The organism is Streptomyces iconiensis, assembly GCF_028657195.3.
GTDB classification, from domain to species: Bacteria; Actinomycetota; Actinomycetes; order Streptomycetales; family Streptomycetaceae; genus Streptomyces; species Streptomyces iconiensis.
In genome coordinates this window covers 21480-41808 of sequence record NZ_JANCPR020000044.1, presented here as the reverse complement: position 1 = coordinate 41808, position 20329 = coordinate 21480, and the positions used below count along the sequence as shown (strand labels likewise).

General features: G+C 72.4%; 19 protein-coding genes. 12 read left to right on the top strand and 7 right to left on the bottom strand.

Annotation, left to right across the window (positions count from 1 at the left end):
- Window positions 1-295 precede the first annotated feature (295 nt).
- Complete coding sequence (locus tag NMN56_RS32980; RefSeq protein ID WP_274040830.1) at window positions 296-889, top strand: suppressor of fused domain protein; 594 nt, start codon at window positions 296-298, stop codon at window positions 887-889.
- Between the two features lie 90 nt (window positions 890-979).
- Here the strand turns inward: NMN56_RS32980 and NMN56_RS32975 are convergent, their stop codons facing one another.
- Window positions 980-2224, bottom strand: a complete 1245-nt coding sequence (locus tag NMN56_RS32975) for an MFS transporter (RefSeq protein WP_274040829.1) — start codon at window positions 2222-2224, stop codon at window positions 980-982.
- A gap of 190 nt (window positions 2225-2414) precedes the next feature.
- Here NMN56_RS32975 and NMN56_RS32970 point away from each other — a divergent pair, with 190 nt between their 5' ends.
- The 3 genes from NMN56_RS32970 to NMN56_RS32960 all read left to right on the top strand — a co-directional run bounded on the left by NMN56_RS32970 (window position 2415) and on the right by NMN56_RS32960 (window position 4874).
- On the top strand, window positions 2415-3053 hold the full coding sequence (locus NMN56_RS32970; protein WP_274040828.1) for a DUF6758 family protein: 639 nt from the start codon (window positions 2415-2417) through the stop codon (window positions 3051-3053).
- Between the two features lie 214 nt (window positions 3054-3267).
- Window positions 3268-4113 (top strand): PHP domain-containing protein, encoded by an 846-nt coding sequence (locus NMN56_RS32965; protein WP_274040827.1) that lies wholly within the window; start codon window positions 3268-3270, stop codon window positions 4111-4113.
- Between the two features lie 152 nt (window positions 4114-4265).
- Window positions 4266-4874 carry a MarC family protein gene (locus NMN56_RS32960; RefSeq protein ID WP_274040826.1) on the top strand — a complete coding sequence of 203 codons (609 nt, stop codon included), beginning with the start codon at window positions 4266-4268 and terminating at the stop codon, window positions 4872-4874.
- Here NMN56_RS32960 and NMN56_RS32955 read toward each other — a convergent pair.
- On the bottom strand, window positions 4846-5763 hold the full coding sequence (locus NMN56_RS32955; protein WP_274040825.1) for an alpha/beta fold hydrolase: 918 nt from the start codon (window positions 5761-5763) through the stop codon (window positions 4846-4848). The genes NMN56_RS32960 and NMN56_RS32955 overlap by 29 nt on opposite strands.
- Window positions 5764-5848: 85 nt before the next feature.
- Window positions 5849-7522 (bottom strand): DEAD/DEAH box helicase, encoded by a 1674-nt coding sequence (locus NMN56_RS32950; protein ID WP_430542774.1) that lies wholly within the window; start codon window positions 7520-7522, stop codon window positions 5849-5851.
- Between the two features lie 495 nt (window positions 7523-8017).
- Between NMN56_RS32950 and NMN56_RS32945 the strand changes: the two genes are divergently transcribed.
- Window positions 8018-8764, top strand: a complete 747-nt coding sequence (locus tag NMN56_RS32945) for a ferritin-like fold-containing protein (protein WP_274040824.1) — start codon at window positions 8018-8020, stop codon at window positions 8762-8764.
- On the opposite strand, the gene NMN56_RS32940 is transcribed toward NMN56_RS32945, so the two are convergent.
- From NMN56_RS32940 to NMN56_RS32925, 4 genes are all read right to left on the bottom strand, one after another.
- The gene (locus NMN56_RS32940) at window positions 8715-9083 is read right to left on the bottom strand and encodes a hypothetical protein (RefSeq protein ID WP_274040823.1); all 369 of its coding nucleotides are present in this window, start codon (window positions 9081-9083) and stop codon (window positions 8715-8717) included. The two genes, NMN56_RS32945 and NMN56_RS32940, sit on opposite strands and share 50 nt — an antisense overlap.
- 142 nt (window positions 9084-9225) lie before the next feature.
- A complete protein-coding gene (locus NMN56_RS32935) occupies window positions 9226-9453 on the bottom strand; it encodes a DUF3107 domain-containing protein (protein WP_274040822.1) in 228 nt (75 codons plus the stop codon).
- A 159-nt stretch (window positions 9454-9612) separates the two neighbouring features.
- A complete protein-coding gene (locus NMN56_RS32930; protein ID WP_274040821.1) occupies window positions 9613-10236 on the bottom strand; it encodes a TetR/AcrR family transcriptional regulator in 624 nt (207 codons plus the stop codon).
- Between the two features lie 120 nt (window positions 10237-10356).
- Window positions 10357-10584 carry a hypothetical protein gene (locus NMN56_RS32925; RefSeq protein ID WP_274040820.1) on the bottom strand — a complete coding sequence of 76 codons (228 nt, stop codon included), beginning with the start codon at window positions 10582-10584 and terminating at the stop codon, window positions 10357-10359.
- A gap of 192 nt (window positions 10585-10776) precedes the next feature.
- Here NMN56_RS32925 and NMN56_RS32920 point away from each other — a divergent pair, with 192 nt between their 5' ends.
- The 7 genes from NMN56_RS32920 to moeZ all read left to right on the top strand — a co-directional run bounded on the left by NMN56_RS32920 (window position 10777) and on the right by moeZ (window position 20237).
- A complete protein-coding gene (locus tag NMN56_RS32920) occupies window positions 10777-11823 on the top strand; it encodes an alpha/beta fold hydrolase (RefSeq protein WP_274040819.1) in 1047 nt (348 codons plus the stop codon).
- Complete coding sequence (locus NMN56_RS32915) at window positions 11823-13523, top strand: DUF3152 domain-containing protein (RefSeq protein WP_274040818.1); 1701 nt, start codon at window positions 11823-11825, stop codon at window positions 13521-13523. Before NMN56_RS32920 ends, NMN56_RS32915 begins: the two co-directional genes overlap by 1 nt.
- Before the next feature lie 196 nt (window positions 13524-13719).
- Window positions 13720-15870, top strand: a complete 2151-nt coding sequence (locus tag NMN56_RS32910; protein WP_274040816.1) for a DUF3492 domain-containing protein — start codon at window positions 13720-13722, stop codon at window positions 15868-15870.
- On the top strand, window positions 15867-17027 hold the full coding sequence (locus tag NMN56_RS32905) for a hypothetical protein (protein WP_274040815.1): 1161 nt from the start codon (window positions 15867-15869) through the stop codon (window positions 17025-17027). The genes NMN56_RS32910 and NMN56_RS32905 overlap by 4 nt, the downstream gene beginning before the upstream one ends.
- A 175-nt stretch (window positions 17028-17202) precedes the next feature.
- Window positions 17203-18189 carry an NAD-dependent epimerase/dehydratase family protein gene (locus tag NMN56_RS32900; protein WP_274040814.1) on the top strand — a complete coding sequence of 329 codons (987 nt, stop codon included), beginning with the start codon at window positions 17203-17205 and terminating at the stop codon, window positions 18187-18189.
- A complete protein-coding gene (locus tag NMN56_RS32895) occupies window positions 18177-18974 on the top strand; it encodes a spherulation-specific family 4 protein (RefSeq protein WP_430542773.1) in 798 nt (265 codons plus the stop codon). Before NMN56_RS32900 ends, NMN56_RS32895 begins: the two co-directional genes overlap by 13 nt.
- An 84-nt stretch (window positions 18975-19058) precedes the next feature.
- Entirely contained in the window at window positions 19059-20237 is a 1179-nt protein-coding gene (gene moeZ / locus NMN56_RS32890; protein WP_274040813.1) for an adenylyltransferase/sulfurtransferase MoeZ, read from the top strand.
- Window positions 20238-20329 lie beyond the last annotated feature (92 nt).

The following is a 20329-nucleotide window of genomic DNA, read 5'->3' as shown; positions in this document are numbered from 1 at the left end:
CCGCCGTGCCGCGCGCCTTGCTACAGGAAACCCGGTGGGGAGGTTTCACCGTGTGGCTGCTGGGGAGTGGGGGCCTCAGGAGCGGTGGCGCTGCCGGTGGGAAGAGCGGCTGGTACTGCACGGTCGACTCGGATCCATGTCAGGTCCCACCTCCTCCGGCCGGGCCCCCGTGGGGGACGATGTGTACACGCCTTGACCGGCGGTCAACGGTAGCACTGCGCGTACCGTCCCGGCGCCCGCATCCGCCAACCCGGGTGCCCCTTTGCCGCGTTCTCACGCGATCTATGCTCGCGGGATGGCTGACGTTCTGACACTGGTCGAGGCGCGGTTGCGGGACACCTTCGGTGAGCCCGGAGCGCGTGCCTCGGTGACGTTCCTCGGTACCGAGCGGATCGAGGTTCTCCGCTTCCTGGACGCCGGGGCGGGCACGGTGCGTTACGTCACCCGCGGGATGTCGGCGGCTCCGATGGCCGACCCGGCCGAGGTGCTGGCCGACCCCGACCGCGGCCCCCGTGCCGAGCTGCTGCTGACCGTGAGGGCCGGATCGGCCGACACCGACAAGGCGCTGCGCCCGCTCGCGGTCCTCGCCGCTTCGCCGCAGGTCGAGGGCATCGTGATCGCTCCCGGCGCCTCCCTCGACACGGGGGAGGCGCTGTGGCCGGGGGCGCCCTTCACCTCCGTTCTCGTGGCCGAGCCGGGCGGTCTGGTCGAGGACCTGGAACTCGAAGCGCCCCTGGAGCCCGTGCGCTTTCTCCCGCTGCTGCCGATGACGCCCAACGAGGCGGCGTGGAAGCGGGTGCACGGCGCCGAGGCGCTACAGGAACGCTGGCTGCGGCACGGCACGGACCTGCGCGACCCCGTACGCGGGTCCGTACCACTGGGCGATTGAGCGGGCACAGCGGCACGCCGCCACGGTGCGTGACCGCGACGGCGCGGGGGAGCCGGGATGACGGGCTCGCCGGCCGGGTTCCCCGAGGGCTCAGCTGACGGGCTGGGCGGCGCCGGCCGGTGTGGCCGCGTCCTCCCGGTCGTGCTCGGGGAGCAGCTCTTCGGCCTCCATGGTGAGCGACTTCCGCCGTACGCCCACGATCGCGGCGCCGACCACGGCAGCGCACGCGGCGACCAGGAACGGCATGTGGATGTCGGTCCACTCCTCGATCTTCGGCGCCAGGAACGGCGCGGCTGCCGCGGCGAACCAGCGGACGAAGTTGTAGCCGGCGGACGCGACGGGGCGGGGCGCGTTCGAGACGCCGAGGGCCAGCTCCGTGTAGACGGTGTTGTTGAGGCCGATGAAGGCGCCGGAGACGATCGTGCCGGCGACCGCCATCGTGTGGTTCCCGTAGCCGAGCAGCACCAGGTCGATCGCCATCAGGACGAGCGATCCGCCCAGCACCCTGAGTGAGCCGAAGCGCTCCTGGAGCTTCGGTGCCACGAGTACGGAAAACACGGCGAGCAGTACGCCCCAGGCGAAGAAGACGGCACCTGACCTGTAGGGCGACATGTTCAGCACGAAGGGCGTGAAGGCCAGCACCGTGAAGAACGCGTAGTTGTAGAAGAAGGCCGAGGCCGCGGCGGAGGCGAGCCCGCCGTGCCCCAGTGCCTTGACCGGGTCCAGCAGTGAGGTCTTCCGCGCCGGTTTGGGCTGTTCCTTGAGGAACAGGGTGATCGCGATGAAGCCGATGGCCATCAGGATCGCGGTGCCGAAGAACGGGAAGCGCCAGCTCGCGTCACCGAGTACGGCACCCAGTAGCGGACCGCACGCCATGCCGAGCCCGAGCGCGGACTCGTAGAGCAGGATCGCGGCGGCGCTGCCTCCTGCCGCGGCGCCGACGATCACGGCGAGCGACGTGGAGACGAAGAGCGCGTTGCCCAGTCCCCAGCCCGCGCGGAAGCCCACCAGCTCGCCGACGGAACCGGAGGTTCCGGAGAGCGCAGCGAAGATCACGACGAGTGCGAGGCCGGCGAGCAGCGTCTTCTTGCCGCCGATGCGGCTGGAGACGAAGCCCGTGACGAGCATCGCGACGGCCGTGATCAGGAAGTACGAGGTGAACAGGAGGGAGACCTGACTGGGCGTCGCCTCCAGTCCCTTGGCGATGGACGGAAGGACCGGATCGACCAGACCGATGCCCATGAAGGCGACGACGGATGCGCCTGCCGTGGCCCACACGGCCTTCGGCTGGCGCAGAATACTGCCCCCGCCTTCGTCGAACGGATCACCACTCATGCCTGCCGCTCCTTAGATGCGAGCCCTGGAAGTCGTTGACGTATACACACGATAAGTTAGCCAAGCTAATTAATGCAAACTACACGTACATGCCGTCGGCATGGACCTCCCCACGGCTCTCCCGGGGCGTCCCGGCCAGGTGAGTGATCGTCCTTGACGGGAGAGCGGCCCGGTAGGACCGTTATGGCCCATGAGGGGCGAACCCAGTTGCCCGAAGTGTGGTGGCCGGGTCAGGGCGCCCGGTCTTTTCGCCGACACCTGGCAGTGCGACATGCATGGCGCCGTGCATCCGCTCCAGCCGGTCATCCCGCCCAGCGTCGAAGCGCTCGCCGTCGTCGTGGGGCGTACGCAGGTCCCGGTGTGGATGCCCTGGCCACTGCCCGTCGGCTGGCTGTTCACCGGCGTCATGTCGGCGGGGGACGACAGAAGCGGAGGCCGCGCCACCGTGGTCGCCTGCTCCGGTCCAGGACCGCTCGGCGGCCCCGGTGAACTGCTGCTCGTGGCCGAGGAGTTGGGCGTCGGGCTCGGCGCGCGGTACGCCGGGATCGAGGGCCCCGACCCCGGACCCGGCATCTGTGCGGGCAAGCCGCCACAGGTCAAGGTGCTCGCCGCTGGACGGCCCACGCCCCTGTGGCACGTGAGCGGTTCGCCCCCCGACCGTGCCGTCTTCGCGGGTGAGGCCAGAGGGCTGTGGCTCTGGGCGATCGTCTGGCCCGAGCAGTCCGGGCTGATGCTCTACGACGAACTGGTCCTCACCGACCTGCGCGACGCCGGCGCCGAGGTCGATCTGCTGCCGTGCGGCGCCCTCTCACCCCGGCTCATCGGCTGACACGTTCCCGCTGCGCTCCGGCCGCTCGCCCTCCGTACGGCCGCGTGCCTTCCGTACGGTCGCGTGCCTGCCGTGGGGCCGCCTCCCGTTCTGTGCGGCCCGGTTCCGGGCGTGACCCGGGGCGGGAGGGGCGTACGGCTATCCTGGAACACGCCCGCCATCCGCCGTGCAAGATCCGGAGATCCCGAGAGATCCCGTAGAGGGAGCCCGTCCCGTGCGCATCGACCTGCACACCCACTCGACCGCCTCGGACGGCACCGATTCCCCCACGGAGCTGGTCCGTAACGCGGCGGCTGCGGGTCTGGACGTGGTGGCGCTCACCGATCACGACACGGTGGCCGGGCACCCCGAGGCCCTCGCGGCACTGCCCCCGGGCCTCACGCTCGTACGCGGAGCCGAGCTGTCCTGCCGGCTGGACGGCATCAGCCTGCACATGCTCGCCTACCTCTTCGACCCCGACGAGCCCGAACTGGCGCGTGAGCGCGAGCTGGTGCGCGACGACCGCGTGCCCCGCGCGCAGGCCATCGTCGCGCGGCTGCGCGAACTGGGCGTCCCCGTCACCTGGGAGCAGGTGGCCCGGACAGCGGGCGACGGTTCGGTCGGGCGCCCGCACATCGCGGCGGCCATGGTCGAGTCGGGCGTCATCGAGAGCGTCTCCGACGCCTTCACCCCCGAGTGGATCGCCAACGACGGCCGCGCCCACGTCGGCAAGCACGAGCTGGATCCCTTCGACGCACTGCGGCTGATCAAGGGCGCGGGCGGGGTCGCCGTCTTCGCACACCCCCTGGCCTCGAAGCGCGGCCACACGGTGCCGGAGAGCGCGATAGCGGACCTGGCCTCCGCCGGGCTCGACGGCATCGAGGCCGACCACGCCGACCACGAACCCGCCACCCGGCGCAGACTCCACGCGCTCGCCGGGGAACTCGGCCTCCTCGCCACCGGATCGAGCGACTACCACGGCAGCCGCAAGGACATCCGGCTCGGCGACCACACCACGGCGCCCGACGTCTACGCCGAGATCGCGGCGCGCGGCTCCGGCGTTCCCCCCGTCAGGGGCTGACCCGGACCGTACGTACGCCCGCCGCCCCTCCCCGGCGGCGCCGCCTCCGGCACCCCAGCACTCCTCTGTGGCCTGCGCCGTTTCCGTGCGCCGTCACGCCCCGGCTCCGCCCGGACCCCGTTCCCTTTCCCCGCTCTCAGCAAGGCACCACTGTGTTCGACTTCGCCGTCTTCGGATCCGTGTTCGTCACGCTTTTCGTGATCATGGACCCGCCTGGCACCACGCCCATCTTCCTCGCGCTCACCTCGGGGCGGCCCGTCAAGGTGCAGCGCAGAATGGCGTGGCAGGCCGCGACCGTCGCGTTCGGGGTGATCACGCTCTTCGGCATCTGCGGCAAGCAGATCCTCGACTACCTGCACGTCTCCATCCCGGCCCTGATGGTCGCCGGCGGGCTGCTGCTCCTGCTCGTCGCGCTGGACCTGCTGACGGGCAAGACCGACGAGCCGACCCAGACGAAGGACGTGAACGTCGCCCTCGTACCGCTCGGCATGCCGCTGCTGGCGGGCCCCGGCGCGATCGTCTCCGTCATCCTGGCCGTGCAGCACGCCGACGGCATGGGCGGACAGCTCTCCGTGTGGTCGGCGATCGTGGCCATGCACCTGGTGCTGTGGCTGGTGATGCGCTACTCGCTGCTGATCATCCGCGTGATCAAGGACGGCGGCGTCGTACTCGTCACCCGGCTGTCCGGAATGCTGCTCTCCGCCATCGCCGTACAGCAGATCGCCAACGGCGTCACGCAGTTCGTACAGGGCAAAGGCTGAGCCAGAAGTCGGCGAGGATCCTGGCCGTCTCGCCGGGGCGTTCCGCGTTGGGGGAGTGCCCCGTGTCCGCGACGACGGAGCGCCGGGCGCCCAGCCGTACGGCCATCCCGTCCAGCAGCGGCACAGGCCAGGCGTCGTCCTGCGCACCCGAGACCACGTGGAACGGCAGCGGTAGCGCGGCCAGTTCACCGACCCGGTCCGGCTCAGTCATCAACTGCCGCCCGGTGGCGGCCAGTTGCTCGGGAATGTTGCTCAGCCAGCGGTGCCGCAGGAAGTCGGCCATCAGCGGCGGGATCTCCTCCGCCTCCCGCTCCGAGTAGGGCGCCTCACCCGCGGCGCCCAGCGACTGGTCCAGCTCGCGCATCGCGTTCCAGATCGCCTCCATGCTCATGGCGGGCAGCGCGCTCAGCAGCAGGTTCAGGCGCTCGCGCTGCGAGTCCGACACGGCGGCGGGGCCGCTGCTCAGCACCGTCAGTGAGGCAAACCCCGACGGCGCACGCAGCACGGCGGCGCGCGCGATCAGCCCGCCGAGCGAGTGCCCCAGCAGATGTACGGGCTCCCCAGGCCGCTCCCGCAGCAGCGCGTCGGCCAGCGCGAGCACGTCACCGGCCAGCTCTTCCTGCGTGTAGGCGCCCTCGGCGCGTGGCCCTCCCGTCTCGAACTGCCCGCGCTGGTCGACGGCCACGGCCCGCACTCCCGCGCGTGCCAGCGGCTCCAGGAGGCCGATGAAGTCCTCCTTGCTGCCCGTGAACCCGGGCAGCAGCAGCGCCGTATGTCCCGCCGTCGCGGGCGTATCGCCCGTGTCGTGCACGGCGAACTCGCCGCGCGCCGTGGCCAGACGGTACGCGCGAACCCCTGCGGGCAGGTCGAGGAAGGGGGGCTTGCTCATGGCCAGGACGCTACCGGGCCCGGACATGCGAAGGCCCGGCACCCTCCAGGGGTGCCGGGCCTTCGGTGACCGTGAGCCCGCTCGCTCAGCCGTCCGAGGCTTCGGGGGCCTGCGACTGCTTCGCCGCCGCACCCGCGCCGGCACGGGACCTGGTGCGGCGCCGGGGCTTACGGGGCTCAGCCGATGCGGAGTCGGCCGGGGCCGTAACAGCCGCCGGCTCCGCCTGCTGGGCCTGCCTGGCCTTCGGTGCGGAGGGCGCCTGGGCCCCGGACTCCGGGGACGCCTCGCGCGCTGCGGGCGCCTCGGAAGCCGCGGCTCCCGAACGCGTACGCCGACGCCTGCGGGGCTTGCGCGTGGCAGTCTCCTCGCCGGCCTCGGCCGTCGCGGTCGCCTGCTCGGCACCGGAAGCGGCCGGCTTGCCCTGACCGTCTTCGGAGCGCAGACCGCCGCGCGTGCGCCGCCGCTCACGCTGGGAACGTGCGGGGCGCTCGCGCTCGGCGGCGGGCGCCGCTGCCGCTGCCGGCTTGCCGCGCGGCTTGGCGCCGGTCTCGCCGAGGTCCTCGACCTCCTCGGCCGCGAGCCCCGCACGCGTACGCGCGGCACGCGGCAGAACGCCCTTGGCGCCCTCCGGGATGCCCATGGCCTCGAAGAAGTGCGACGAGGTGGAGTAGGTCTCCGGCGGATCGTTGAAGTCCAGATCCAGCGCCTTGTTGATCAGCTGCCAGCGCGGGATGTCGTCCCAGTCGACCAGCGTGACGGCGATTCCGTACGCGCCCGCGCGGCCGGTGCGGCCGATGCGGTGCAGGTAGGTCTTCTCGTCCTCGGGCGTCTGGTAGTTGATCACGTGCGTGACGCCGTCGACGTCGATACCGCGCGCCGCGACGTCCGTGCACACCAGCACGTCGACCTTGCCGTTACGGAAGGCGCGCAGCGCCTGCTCGCGCGCTCCCTGGCCGAGGTCACCGTGCACGGCGCCGGAGGCGAAGCCCCGCCGCGCGAGCTGATCGGCGACATCGGCCGCCGTCCGCTTGGTGCGGCAGAAGACCATGACCAGGCCGCGGCCGTCCGCCTGCAGGATGCGCGCGACCATCTCGGGCTTGTCCATGGAGTGCGCGCGGAAGACGTGCTGTGTGGTGTTCGCCACCGTCAGGCCCTCGTCGTCCGGCGCGGTGGCGCGGATGTGCGTGGGCTGGCTCATGTAGCGGCGTGCGAGGGAGATGACCTGGCCCGGCATGGTCGCCGAGAACAGCATGGTCTGGCGGCGCACGGGCAGCAGCTGGATGATCTTCTCGACGTCGGGCAGGAAGCCCAGGTCGAGCATCTCGTCGGCCTCGTCCAGGACGAGCGTCCTGATCTCCGAGAGCCGCAGCTTCTTCTGGCCCGCGAGGTCGAGCAGCCGGCCGGGGGTGCCGACGACGACGTCGACGCCCTTCTTGAGCGCCTCGACCTGCGGCTCGTAGGCACGGCCGCCGTAGATGGACAGGACCCGGACGTTACGGACCTTGCCCGCGGTGAGCAGGTCGTTGGTGACCTGCTGGCACAGCTCTCGGGTGGGGACGACGACGAGAGCCTGGGGCGCGTCGGTCAGCTCCTCGGGCTTGGCGCGGCCCAGCTCCACATCGGCGGGGACGGTGACCGACTCCAGGAGCGGCAGCCCGAAGCCCAGCGTCTTGCCGGTGCCGGTCTTCGCCTGGCCGATGACGTCGTTGCCCGCGAGGGCGACGGGAAGCGTCATCTCCTGGATCGGAAAGGGGGACATGATGCCGACGGCCTCAAGGGCCTCGGCTGTCTCGGAGAGAATTCCGAGATCTCGAAACGTGGTGGACAGGATGCTTGCCTCTTCTGTGTGACGCGCGAGCGTGGGCAGCAGCGTCTGGGCAACCCAGCGGAGCGAGGAGAGGGTCGTACCGCACCGAAGCGGCCGTCATATCGGCCCGCCTTGGCGGTGCGGGACCACTGGCTCTCGCTCAAGCGCCCTTCTCGCGCGAGCGGTCCCTCTCAGCGCGACCCGTGCGGGGAGCGCGGGTCAGGCAGAAGGCTGTCGGGTCGGAGCCGATCGGGCCACCGACCGGGCATCCGCATTTTCATGCATGCACAGGCCCGCGTGTCCGGCAGGCCCAATATCACTGTACCCCGGATCCGCGCATGTGTACCGGGGCGATTGTTGTGTACGAGTTCTGCGAGGCTGCCGAAGCGGGTGCCCGAGCAGGGCTGGGGGCTTCCCGACCAGGCCACGAGGGCTATCGTGCGAGGTATGGAGACGCCTGACAAGACCGCCGCCGAATCCGCAGAAGAACCCCGGCCCACGGGGATCGCCACCCAGGACTGGAACCAGGCATCCGCCGAGCCGACGTACCGCGCGGCGGTCGTCGACCTGCTCGGCGCGCTCGCGTACGGCGAGCTGGCGGCCTTCGAGCGGCTCGCCGAGGACGCCAAGCTCGCGCCCTCGCTCTCGGACAAGGCGGAGCTGGCGTCGATGGCCTCGGCCGAGTTCCACCACTTCGAGAAGCTGCGCGAGCGGCTCGCTGAGATCGACGCGGAGCCCACGGCCGCCATGGAGCCCTTTGCCGCCGCCCTGGACGAGTTCCACCGGCAGACCGCGCCCTCCGACTGGCTGGAAGGGCTGATCAAGGCGTACGTCGGCGACTCGATCGCCTCGGACTTCTACCGCGAGGTCGCCGCCAGGCTGGACGCGGACACCAGGGGCCTGGTGCTGAGCGTCCTCGACGACACGGGGCACTCCAGCTTCGCCGTCGAGAAGGTACGCGCCGCGATCGACGCCGATCCGCGCGTGGGCGGACGGCTCGCGCTGTGGGCGCGACGGCTGATGGGGGAGGCGCTCTCCCAGGCGCAGCGGGTGGTCGCCGAGCGGGACGCGCTCTCCACGATGCTGGTGGGCGGGGTCGCCGACGGATTCGATCTGGCCGAGGTCGGCAGGATGTTCTCCCGGATCACCGAGGCCCATACGAAGCGGATGGCCGCGCTGGGGCTGGCCGCCTGACGGCCGCCGCCGAACCGCCGTTGCCGCGCGGGGGGCCGGAGGCACGCAGCGGGTCCTTGCGCCACTGCCTGTGCCCGGGGCCCTCGTCCCTGAACAGCAGCGAGAGCAGCGCGGCGCTCACACCGAGCGCGCAGACCAGCGTGACGACCACATGACCTGGACCGAGCACGGTACGGGCGATGAGCCCGCCGACGAGGGCGGCCACGGGGCCTGTGGCCAGCACGAGCCGCCGGTCGGGGAGCCGCGCGGCGCAGCGCCTGTCGACGGCGTACGCGAGGGCGAGCCCGAGGGCAGCGGAACCGAGTGCCTCCCAGAACATGGGGACCTCCCCGGGGTGTGGACGGTGCGGGACCGAGGTGCGTATCGATCGCTCCCGTACTCCCCGTGGGGCCGGACGCTGAAACGGCGGCCCCGGGAAGAATCCCGGGGCCGCCGTTTCCACTTCACATGGCGCGGAACGGTCAGATCGCGCCGAAGCCGACCTTGCGTCCTGATGTCTCGCCGATCTCGACGTAGGCGATGCGGTCCGACGGGACCAGGATCCTGCGGCCGTGCTCGTCCTGCAGGCTGAGCAGTTCTGAGCCGCCGCCAAGTGCCGCCGAAACCGCGCTCTCGACCTCGTCAGGAGTCTGCTTGCTCTCGATGACGATCTCGCGAGGCGCGTGCTGCACGCCGATCTTGACCTCCACGGCTATGTCCCTCCGACGGTCCAAATTCCCCATGGCGAAGCCTTGGGGTGTGGTGCGCGGTCAGCCGCGCCGTACGGAGCAACCCTAGCCCGGAGCGAACGCCCCGAGGCGGCGTGGTTGCACGCCGGCAGCGAACACCGCGAGGCGCAGGCCAGGAAGCTACTGGATCGGGAAACCGGCGATACCGCGCCAGGAGAGGGAAGAGATCAGCTTGGACGCCGTGTCACGCGGGATCTTCTGCCCGGCGCCGAGCCAGTAGCGCGCGGTGATCTGTGCCATGCCGCACAGCCCGACGGCGAGGAGCATCGCCTGCTCGCGGGGCAGCTTGGTGTCCTCGGAGATGACCTCGCTGACCGCGTCGGCGCAGTCGAGGCTGACCTTGTCGACGCGTTCGCGCACGGCGGGCTCGTTGGTCAGGTCCGACTCGAAGACCAGCCGGAAGGCACCGCCCTCGTCCTCGACGAAGCCGAAGTAGGCGTCCATGGTGGCCGCGACCCGCTGCTTGTTGTCCGTCGTGGAGGCCAGGGCGGCGCGCACGGCCTGGAGCAGCGCGTCACAGTGCTGGTCGAGTAGCGCGAGGTAGAGGTCGAGCTTGCCAGGAAAGTGCTGGTAGAGCACCGGTTTGCTGACCCCGGCGCGATCGGCGATGTCGTCCATGGCCGCCGCGTGGTAACCCTGCGCGACAAAGACCTCCTGAGCAGCGCCCAGCAGTTGGTTGCGTCGAGCCCGACGGGGCAGACGCGTGCCACGCGGGCGCGCTTCGGTCTGCTCGATGGCTGTCACGCCGCCTCCCTGAATTTTCTGAGCGCGAACTGCGCTGCGCCCGCCATCGTACTTTTCGGTAACAGGAGTGTGTGGGTCACGGGCGGAGAATTTCACGCGCGGCCCCCATGGCCGGGCGCTTTATCGGTAATCGTCCTCGTTTTCCTCGACCACCCGTGCCTGCTCCGCCGCATCGGCGGGGTCGACCTCCTGCGAAGCGGGCTCGGTCAGGGGAGCGTCCCGCTGCCGCAGCAGTTCCGCCTGCTGTTCTGCGGCGTCCGCCTCGGGGGCCTCGGGGTCGTCCGGGCCCTCCGGTTCTTCCTCGTAGACGTCTTCGAAGGTTTCGGGGTCTGTCGGATCCACAGGCATGCCAGCTCCCCTTTCCAGGGCGGGCGCCCTTCATTCGAGACTAGGAGCCACTGTCCGGGGGCGCACGCCACAGGCGTCCCCGTCCCAGGGAACGCACGGCGCAGGCTCTGTGCTTCCGCCGTGAATCCGTGTGTTTCCGTCTGTGACGGTGAACACGTGAGGGCACATGTGATCGTCTCGTAACATTGCCCCATGTCCCCCACCCAGGAGCCGGGAACCCGTACCGCCCATCCCCGTTCCGCCGCCTCCGTTCCCCCTTGCGGCTCGCGGGTCGGCAAGGGGGAGACGCTCCGTATGGTGCCGCTGCCCGGTCTGACGGTGGCCGTGCGGGGCGCGCGGGGAGAGCGCTCGGGCGAGGGCAGGGACACCCGTGCTCCCGCGCTGTACGTTCACGGTCTGGGCGGTTCCTCGCTGAACTGGACGGCGCTGATGCGCGAGCTCGCTGACGAGGTGGACGGCGAGGCACTCGACCTGCCCGGCTTCGGTGACTCCCCGCCGCCCGACGACGGTGACTACTCGGTGTCGGGGCACGCCCGCGCGGTGATCCGTTACCTCGACGCGAGCGGGCGAGGCCCCGTGCACCTCGTGGGCAACTCCCTCGGCGGCGCGGTGACCACCCGCGTCGCCGCCGTACGGCCCGACCTCGTGCGGACGTTGACGCTCGTCTCGCCCGCGCTCCCCGAGATCCCGCCGCAGCGCACGGCCTTGCCCACGGCGCTGCTCGCGGTACCGGGTGTGGCCGGGCTGTTCGACAGGCTGACGAGGGACTGGCCGGCCGAGCGGCGTACGGGCGGTGTGCTGGGCCTCTGTTACGGGGATCCGGCGCGGGTCTCCCCCGAGGACTTCGCCGCCGCTGCGGAGGAATACGCGCGCAGGCTGGAGCTGCCCTACTTCTGGGACGCGATGGTCCGCTCCACCCGTGGGATCGTGGACGCGTACACGCTGGGCGGGCAGCACGCGCTGTGGCGGCAGGCCGAGCGGGTGCTGGCACCGACCCTCCTGGTCTACGGCGGGCGTGACCAACTGGTCGCGTTCCGGATGCTGCGGCGCGCTTCCGCGGCCTTCCGTGACTCGCGGGTGCTCGTGCTGCCGGACGCCGGGCACGTCGCGATGATGGAGTACCCCGAGATCGTGGCGGGCGCGGTGCGTGAACTGATGGACGACACCGCTCGGTTGACGCGGCGCACGGGCGACCGAGACCCTGCCGAGCCGACTCCGGCAAACCCGAAAGGTGACTAGTGGGACGCCACAGCCGTAGAGGCAAGGCCGACATCGCCGACGCCGAGGACACCTCCGGGATACCCGCGGGGTCCGAGGGCGCCTCTCCCCGGGCCATGCCTCCGGCACCCTCAGGACCGCCCGGGCAGTCCAGGGAACGCCAGTGGCCCGCGGGGACGCCCGCGCACGGTGTGCCCGCCTACGGCACCCCGGCGCACGGCGTGCCCCGCGCGGCAGGCCCCGGGGGAGGGCCCGGAACACCGCCCCAGGGCACGCCCCACGTGGGCGGGCCCGTGACGCCCGCGCACGGTTCGCCGGTGTACGGCGGCCCGACACCGGCAGGCGGGGTGCCTCAGGTGACCCCGGCGCGCGGCGGCCATCCGCAGCAGCCCGAGACGGGCGGCGGCTACCCCGCGCCGCGCGGCGGACGCGGCGGCAGGCGCCAGGGGCCCGTACCCGGCCAGCAGGGCCAGGGGCCCGGAGTGCCCGGTCAGCAGGGGCAGCAGGGTCAGGGTTCCGCGCCGGGACAGCGCCAGGCGCCCCAGCCGGGCCGGCAGCCGCAGGGACCAGCACCAGGGCAGCGTCGCGGGCGCGGGCCCCGGCAGGAGTACCTGGACGCCTTCGGGGAGGACGTGTTCGCCGCCGGTGCGCCCGGTGCGGTGCGCGCGCCCGGGGCCGGGCCGCACCCCGCGCAGCCCGCGCACCCCGAGATGCCGGGGCAGCGCCAGGCCGCGCAGGGGCAGGGGCCCCGTACGGGCCAGGGATCCGAGGGCGCGGGGGAGCAGCGGCAGACCGGTGTGCCGGAGGGCCCGGCGCCCGAGGTGCCGGGTACGGGGGCCGGTCAGGGCGAGCCGCCCGGGGACGAGCCGCTGGCGCCGCTCGCCCCGATTCCGCCGCCCAGGGGTAAGGGCGGCAAGGGGCGGACGTTCACAGGTGTCGCCGCGGCGGCTGTCACGACCGTACTGGCGTTCCTCATCGCGGGGCAGGTGACCGGCGGCGAGAAGAGCGCGGAGGGCGACCACGGGCTGAAGACGGGACAGCGCGCGGCGGCCGACCAGAACAGCCGGCCGGCCGCACGGCCCTCGACTCCGGAGAAGGCGGCGCGGGGCGACAAACCGCTGCCCTACGAGGAGAAGATGACCAAGAGCTATCCACTGGCGGCCGACTTCAAGGGACCCGGCGGCTTCACCACCGTCGGCGGCCATGCCAACGGCCCGCGCGGCGGCGAAACCGTGCGCTACAAGGTGGATGTCGAGAAGGACCTCCCCCTGGAAGGCGGGCTGTTCGCACAGGCGGTGCACAAGACGCTGAACGACAAGCGCAGTTGGGCACACGGCGGTGAGCGCAGCTTCGAGCGGGTCTCCTCGGGCAAGGCCGACTTCGTGATCACGCTGGCCAGCCCCGGTACGACCGACGTGTGGTGTGCGAAGTCAGGGCTGGACACCAGTCAGGAGAAGGTTTCCTGCGACTCGGCCACCACCGAGCGCGTCATGATCAACGCCTACCGGTGGGCGCGCGGCGCGAAGACCTACGGTCCCGGGCACATGTACGCCTACCGGCAGATGCTCATCAACCATGAAGTCGGACACCGGCTCGGCAAGGGCCATGTCGGCTGCCCCGCCAACGGCGCCATCGCGCCGGTCATGATGCAGCAGACCAAGACCCTGACGACGGGCAACGACATCTGCCGCACCAACGCCTGGCCGTTCCCGCGCGGTTGAGGCTCCCGGTGTCCCGTCCGGGCGCCCGCCAACGCGTGAGCGTGCGGAAAGTCACGGCTGTTCACCCCTTCTGATGGCGCGACGGACAACCGTCCATCACGCGGGTGGGGCTCGCGCATAGCGTCTTCCGCGTCCCGCCACCGCGCCGCGACCAACCGCCGGTGGCCTGCCACGAGGAGCGATCGGGGGTGCGCGCGTGCGCGTCGCACTGCTTACGGAGGGTGGTTTCCCCTACGCGCGGGGTGAGTCCGCGCTGTGGTGCGACCGCCTGCTGCGCGGGCTGGAGGGCCATGAGTTCGGGGTCTACGCACTGAGCCGCGGGCCCCGCCAGGAGGCCGCGGGCTGGCGTGAACTGCCCCGCAACGTCGTCCGCGTACGCACCGCGCCGCTGTGGGGCCCCGGTCCTGGACCGGGCCCGGGGAGCGACGGCGGCGCCGTCTCGTACGGGCGGCGTGAACGGCGGCGCTTCGCCGAGCACTTCACGGCGCTCGCCGAGGCCGTCTGTGCCGGCGAGGCGGAGGACGGCGGCGAGGGCCCGGCCGCCGAGGAGGCGGGCGTACGGCAGAGCACGGCGCAGGCGGACCGTTTCGCCGCAGGGCTGTACGGACTCGCTGAGCTGGCTTCCGAGCGGGGTGGGCTCGCCCCGGCGCTCCGTTCCGAATTCGCCGTGCGCATCCTGGAGTCAGCCTGCCGCGCGCCCGGTGCGCTCCGTGCCGCCCACGCCGCGCAGGTCGCCGACCTGCTCGCGGTCACCGAACGGCTGGAGCGAGCCCTGCGCCCGCTCTCCCTCGACTGGTACGGGGCGCGGGGCGAGGACCCCGGGCTGTCGGCCGCAGATCTGTGCCACGCCGTCGGGGGCGGCCTCGCCGCGCTGCCCGGGCTGCTGGCCGCGCGTGCCTACGGCGTACCGCTGCTGATCACCGAGTACGGAGTACGGCTGCGCGAGCACTATCTCGCGAGCGCGGCGGGTGCCGTGGCCCCCAGGAGCGCCGGGGCGCCCGTACGCGCGCTGCTCGCCTCCTTCCAGGGCAGGCTGACCCGCGAGGCGTACGCACAGGCCCAGTTGATCACTCCGGGCAACGCGCACGCGCGGCGCTGGCAGGAGCGCTGCGGTGCGCACCCCGGGCGGCTGCGCACCGTCTATCCGGGCATGGACGCCGCCCCGTTCGAGGCCGTCGGTGAACGGGCCGCGCCCGCCGGGCCCAGCGGCGGTCCCTGGCGCAGCGCGGCTCCGACGCTGGTGTGGGTGGGCCGCGGCGAGCCCTCGAAGGATCTGGTCGCCCTCCTGCACGCCTTCGCGCGGGTCCGTGAGGCGGTGCCGGAGGCGAGGCTGCGGATCGTCGAGACGGGGGCGGGTGCCGCCGCCGAGGGGCCGGGAGGCGCGGCCGACTACGGCGCGCACTGCCGGGCACTGGCCGCGCGGATGTTCCCCTGCGCGGCCAGTGACGCGCTGTCCGGTGGGCAAGGCCCGGTCTCCTTCGAGGAGTTGGGCTCCCCGGCGGCCCCCACGCTCGCCGAAGCCTACGGATCGGGTGAGGTCGTGGTGCTGTCGAGTGTCGTGGAGGGCTTTCCCGTCCCGCTCGTGGAGGCGATGTTCTGCGGTCGCGCCACCGTCTCCACGGATGTGGGCGCTGTGTGCGAGGTGATCGGCGGTACGGGGCTCGTCGTTCCGCCCCGCAACCCGAGGGCGCTGGCCGACGCCTGCGTGGCGCTGCTGCGGGATCCCGCGCGCTGCGCGCTGCTGGGTGCTGCCGCACGCTCACGTGCGCTGGAGCTGTTCACGGTGGAGCAGAACACCGAGGCTTTCCGCGGCATCTACCTGGAGCTGATGTCGCACCGGTCCGTGCGCGCGGACGGGGGAGCCGGGGGCGCCGTGGCCGCCCCCGGAGGTGAGGACGCCTCGCTCCCGTTCGCGTGCCCCGCAGAAGCGCACGTGCCCGGCCGCTGGGCGGGCACGGCGCGGAGGGTCGCGGCGGTGGCCACGGGCGGACGCCGTGCCGGCACCGGTACGAGGCCGCCCCGTACCCCCGCAGATGCGCACGGCGGCGCGCTCCCGCCGGTGCCGAGCTGGGCCACGCCCGAGCGCGCCAGTGACGGCGCCCCAGCCGGGCGTCCCGCCGGGCGCACCACAGAGCCCGTACCCGGAGACGCGTCGGGGAGCCCGTCAGGTGGCTCGGGCGGCGGAGCCGGACGGGACTCCGAGGCCGGGCCCCGGCGCTCCGGGTCCGCGGGGCGCCACGGGGTCGTGGGGGGACATGAGTCCGCGGGGCGCCATGAGGGCGCGGGGGACGAGGAGAGCGCGTCCGTCACCGTGGGTGCCGACATGGGGGAGGCCGAGGCGCGGTGACCGCTCACCATGGGCCGGCCGACCCCGTGTGCGAACTGCTGTACCAGCACCGGGAGTTGTGCGAGCGTGCCGTCGATCCCCTGGAGATCGCGGCGGTACTGGAGGCACGGGGCGTCACCGACCGTACGGCGGCGCGGTTCAAGCACCGTGACGTCTTCTCGCTGGCCGAGGAGCTGTACGCGCGGGTGCCGCACACCGGCCCCGGCGCCGTGGGCGGCGTGACCCTCACGGCTGACGGCGGCCAAGTGGCCGCCGCTGAGAAGCCCCGCGCCGTGGCCCTCGGGCACCGCCCCCGCCCCGCCCCGGCAGCGCTGCTGCCGCTGCTGCCCGGTGCGCTGTGCGGGTCCACGCTCGGTGTGCTCGCGCTGGTGCGGGACACGCCTTCTTACGCGCGGTTCGCGGTCGCTGCTGTGGGAGCCGTCGCGGTGTGCGCCGGCGTACGTATGGCACTGCGCGCGCTGCCGCTTCCGAAGCCCCTTGTGCTGTGCGCGTGTTGGCTGTTCGCCTACGCACTGTTCGGTGACTGGCTGCTCGGCGAACTGCTCGGAGGAGGGCCCGACATCCCGTCGGCCACACCGGTCGCGCTCCCGCACGGTGTCCCGCTCACTCTCGCCCTGGCCTTCGCACCCGCCCTCTGGTGCGCGCGCGGCTTCTCCCACGCCGCGCTGCGCGGGCTCACGGGCAGCCGCAGCCTGGAGGAGTTCGCCGCCGCGGTACGGCCACTGCTGGCCGCAGCCGTCGCGCTCTTCGCCGGGTTCCTCCTCGCGCTCCAGTGGGCCGTAGAGGCGTGCACCCGCGCGCTCGGGCGGTCCGGTGCCGTCGGCGGCCCCGCACCGACCGCTTCCGCCGCCACCACATGCCTGGCCCTGCTGCTGTTCGCCGCGCTGCTGCTGACGGCGCACGGGTTCGGCGGCGTGGCCTCCGCCGGGCTCGCCACCGCGTGCGCAGGGGAGGCCGGGGCCCTCATGTGCGTGCTCGCCGCGCGGCTGCCGGGGCTCGACGTGCTGGGCCGCCCCGTGGAGCGCGGCGTCGCACTACTGGGCACCCCGGCCGTCCCCCTCGTCGCCTGCGGGTGCGCCGCACTCGGCCTCCTGGCGTACGCCTGCACGGCGCTGACCCGCGCCTCCGCACACCACCGGGAGGCGGCGCCCACGTGACAGCGGCCCCGCCCTCCGTTCACCGTTCCGGCACGGGACGACACCACCGCCCGTGTGACACCGACAAGGAGCAAGACCGCATGACCAGCGCGCAGTTGGGACCCCGAAACACCCGGTCGCTGACCGGCCCAGAAGACCGGCGGCCTGGCCCGGCCGGAGACCAGGAGGGCACACGATGAGAGTGCTGCTGCTGGGAGCCACCGGCTACCTCGGCCGTTTCGTCGCCGACCGGCTGCTGGCCGACCCCGCCGTCCAGCTCACCGCGCTCGGCAGGAGCGACGAGGCGGACGTACGGTTCGACCTGTCCACCGGCAGCCCGGGGGCGCTGACGCGCTTCCTGGACGCCGTGCACCCGGGCGTCGTCGTCAACTGCGCGGGTGCCACCAGGGGCGGCGGGCGCGAGCTGATCCGGCACAACGCCGTGGCGACCGCCACGGTCTGTGAGTCGCTGCGCCGCAGCGGGTGCGGCGCCCGGCTGGTGCACCTGGGCTGCGCCGCCGAGTACGGCCCCTCCCAGTCCGGCTCCTCCACGGGTGAGGACGCCGTGCCGCGCCCCGGAGGACCGTACGGCGTGAGCAAGCTGGCGGGGACCGAGCTGGTTCTCGCCTCGGGCCTGGACGCCGTCGTGCTGCGCGTCTTCTCGCCCATCGGGCCCGGCACACCCGCGGGTTCGCCCCTGGGGAGGCTGGCCGAGGCGATGCGGCGCACGATGCAGCAGGGGGACGGTGAGCTGAAGCTCAGCGGTCTGGGCGTGCAGCGGGACTTCGTGGACGTACGGGACATCGCCCGCGCCGTGCACGCCGCCTCGCTCTCAGCGGCGCAAGGGGTCGTCAACATCGGCACAGGCCGTGCCGTAAGGCTGCGCGACGCCGCCTCGCTGCTCGCACGCGTCGCCGGGTACACCGGCGCCGTGCACGAGCACGGTACGGGCACCGCCGGGCCGGCCGGGGGCGAGGGCAACCCGGGGAACGCGCCGGTCGTACCCGCGCAGGCGCACGCGCAGCACGTGCCTCCGCCGGGCGCCTACCCGTACCCGGACGGCTGCGGGAGCTGGCAGCAGGCAGACGTGCGTACGGCACGTGACCGGCTGGGCTGGCGGCCCCGCATCGGGCTGGAGGAGTCGCTGGCCGACATCTGGATGGAGGCGGCGTGCCGTATCTGACGACGCCGGGTGAAGCGCCGCCGCTGGGCGGCGCCGCCGGAGGGCGAAGAGAGCGCCTGACGCTGGGCGTTCCCGGCTGTGCCCACCCGATGCTGGCGCCCATGGAGTGGGGCGAGCTGGCCCGGCCCGGCCTCGGTGCGCTCCCCGGCCCCAGGGGGCGTACGGGACCACTGCGGTGGGCCGTGCTCGACATCGCAGGCGGGCCCGGTTCGCGCCCCGACCCGTACTGCGCGCCCGCCGCCTGCGCACTGCGCGCCTCCGGGGTCGCCGTACTCGGGCATCTCGACATGCGGGACGGTGCGCGGACGCTCGGCGACCTGGTCTCCGAGGCGCACCGCTTCCTGGAGTGGTACCGCGTGGACGGCTTCTACGTGTCGCGGTGCCCCTCCAGCAGTGCGCTGCTTCCGGAGACCAGCCGCGCGGTGACCACCCTGCGTGCCCTGTGTGAGGCGGGACACATCGTTCTGTCCCATGGGACGCATCCCCACGAGGGGTACGCGGAGTGCGGCGACCAGCTGGTCACGTTCTCCGGGAGCTGGGCCGACTACCGCTGGTCGCAGGCGGAGGAGTGGACGGCGGGCCATCCACCCGAGCGCTTCTGCCACTTGGTGCACTCGCTGCCCCGCACCCACCTGGAAGAGGCGCTGCGGATCGCCCGCTGGCAGGGCGCCGGCACGGTCTGCTTCACGGACAGGACACGGTGCCGAGGTCAGGAGCCCTGGGACGCGCTGCCCGGCTACTGGGACGAACTCGTCTCGCGCGTTGGACCAGGTGTCTCGGAATGAGATCGGGCGTGGCAGTGTTACGAGAGGAAAACCCGCCCCCGCGCGGGTGGTTCCCCGTACGTCCCACCGACCAACGGAGTCCCCGTGTCACTGCCACCCCTGGTCGAGCCAGCCGACGAGCTCACCGTCGACGAGGTCCGCAGGTACTCGCGCCACCTGATCATCCCGGACGTCGGGATGGACGGACAGAAGCGCCTGAAGAACGCGAAGGTGCTCTGTGTGGGCGCCGGCGGGCTCGGGTCGCCGGCGCTGATGTACATGGCGGCGGCCGGCGTCGGGACGCTCGGCATCGTGGAGTTCGACGAGGTCGACGAGTCGAACCTCCAGCGCCAGATCATCCACAGCCAGGCGGACATCGGCCGCCCCAAGGCCGAGTCGGCCAAGGACACGGTGCTCGGGATCAACCCGTTCACCCAGGTCAACATCCACGAGGAGCGCCTCGACTCCTCGAACGTGATGGAGATCTTCGCGCAGTACGACCTGATCGTGGACGGCACGGACAACTTCGCCACCCGCTACTTGGTCAACGACGCGTGCGTACTGCTGGACAAGCCGTACGTATGGGGCTCCATCTACCGCTTCGACGGCCAGGCCAGCGTCTTCTGGAGCGCGCACGGCCCCTGCTACCGCTGCCTGTACCCCGAGCCCCCGCCGCCCGGCATGGTGCCGAGCTGCGCCGAGGGCGGCGTCCTGGGCGTGCTGTGCGCCTCCGTCGGGTCGATCCAGGTGACCGAGGCCATCAAGCTGCTCGCCGGCATCGGTGACCCCCTGGTCGGGCGTCTGATGATTTACGACGCGCTGGAGATGACCTACCGCCAGGTCAAGGTCCGCAAGGACCCCGACTGCGCGGTGTGCGGCCCGAACGCGACGGTCACCGAGCTGATCGACTACGAGGCGTTCTGCGGCGTCGTCTCCGACGAGGCGCAGGAGGCCGCGGCCGGGGCCACCATCACTCCCAAGCAGCTCAAGGAGTGGATGGACGAGGGCGAGAGCATCGACGTCATCGACGTCCGCGAGCAGAACGAGTACGAGATCGTCTCGATCCCCGGCGCGCGGCTCATCCCGAAGAACGAGTTCCTGATGGGCAACGCGCTCCAGGACCTGCCGCAGGACAAGAAGATCGTCCTGCACTGCAAGACGGGCGTCCGCTCGGCCGAGGTCCTGGCCGTGCTGAAGAACGCGGGGTTCTCCGACGCCGTGCACGTCGGCGGCGGGGTCATCGGCTGGGTCAACCAGATCGAGCCCGACAAGCCCGTCTACTGACCCGAGCCCGTCCACCGGCGCGGCAGCCCGCCACCGGCGCGGGCCCGCGACCGGCACAGGCGCACACGTGGTCGCACGCGACCCGGAACGAA

What these genes read in the sequence shown, in the direction of transcription:
- NMN56_RS32925 (WP_274040820.1), bottom strand. Translation starts at nt 10,584, where the DNA reads ATGCCTGTGGATCCGACAGACCCCGAAACCTTCGAAGACGTCTACGAG.
- NMN56_RS32920 (WP_274040819.1), top strand. Translation starts at nt 10,777, where the DNA reads ATGTCCCCCACCCAGGAGCCGGGAACCCGTACCGCCCATCCCCGTTCC.
- NMN56_RS32900 (WP_274040814.1), top strand. Translation starts at nt 17,203, where the DNA reads ATGAGAGTGCTGCTGCTGGGAGCCACCGGCTACCTCGGCCGTTTCGTC.
- NMN56_RS32945 (WP_274040824.1), top strand. Translation starts at nt 8,018, where the DNA reads ATGGAGACGCCTGACAAGACCGCCGCCGAATCCGCAGAAGAACCCCGG.
- NMN56_RS32975 (WP_274040829.1), bottom strand. Translation starts at nt 2,224, where the DNA reads ATGAGTGGTGATCCGTTCGACGAAGGCGGGGGCAGTATTCTGCGCCAG.
- NMN56_RS32940 (WP_274040823.1), bottom strand. Translation starts at nt 9,083, where the DNA reads ATGTTCTGGGAGGCACTCGGTTCCGCTGCCCTCGGGCTCGCCCTCGCG.
- NMN56_RS32955 (WP_274040825.1), bottom strand. Translation starts at nt 5,763, where the DNA reads ATGAGCAAGCCCCCCTTCCTCGACCTGCCCGCAGGGGTTCGCGCGTAC.
- NMN56_RS32970 (WP_274040828.1), top strand. Translation starts at nt 2,415, where the DNA reads ATGAGGGGCGAACCCAGTTGCCCGAAGTGTGGTGGCCGGGTCAGGGCG.
- NMN56_RS32980 (WP_274040830.1), top strand. Translation starts at nt 296, where the DNA reads ATGGCTGACGTTCTGACACTGGTCGAGGCGCGGTTGCGGGACACCTTC.
- NMN56_RS32950 (WP_430542774.1), bottom strand. Translation starts at nt 7,522, where the DNA reads ATGTCCCCCTTTCCGATCCAGGAGATGACGCTTCCCGTCGCCCTCGCG.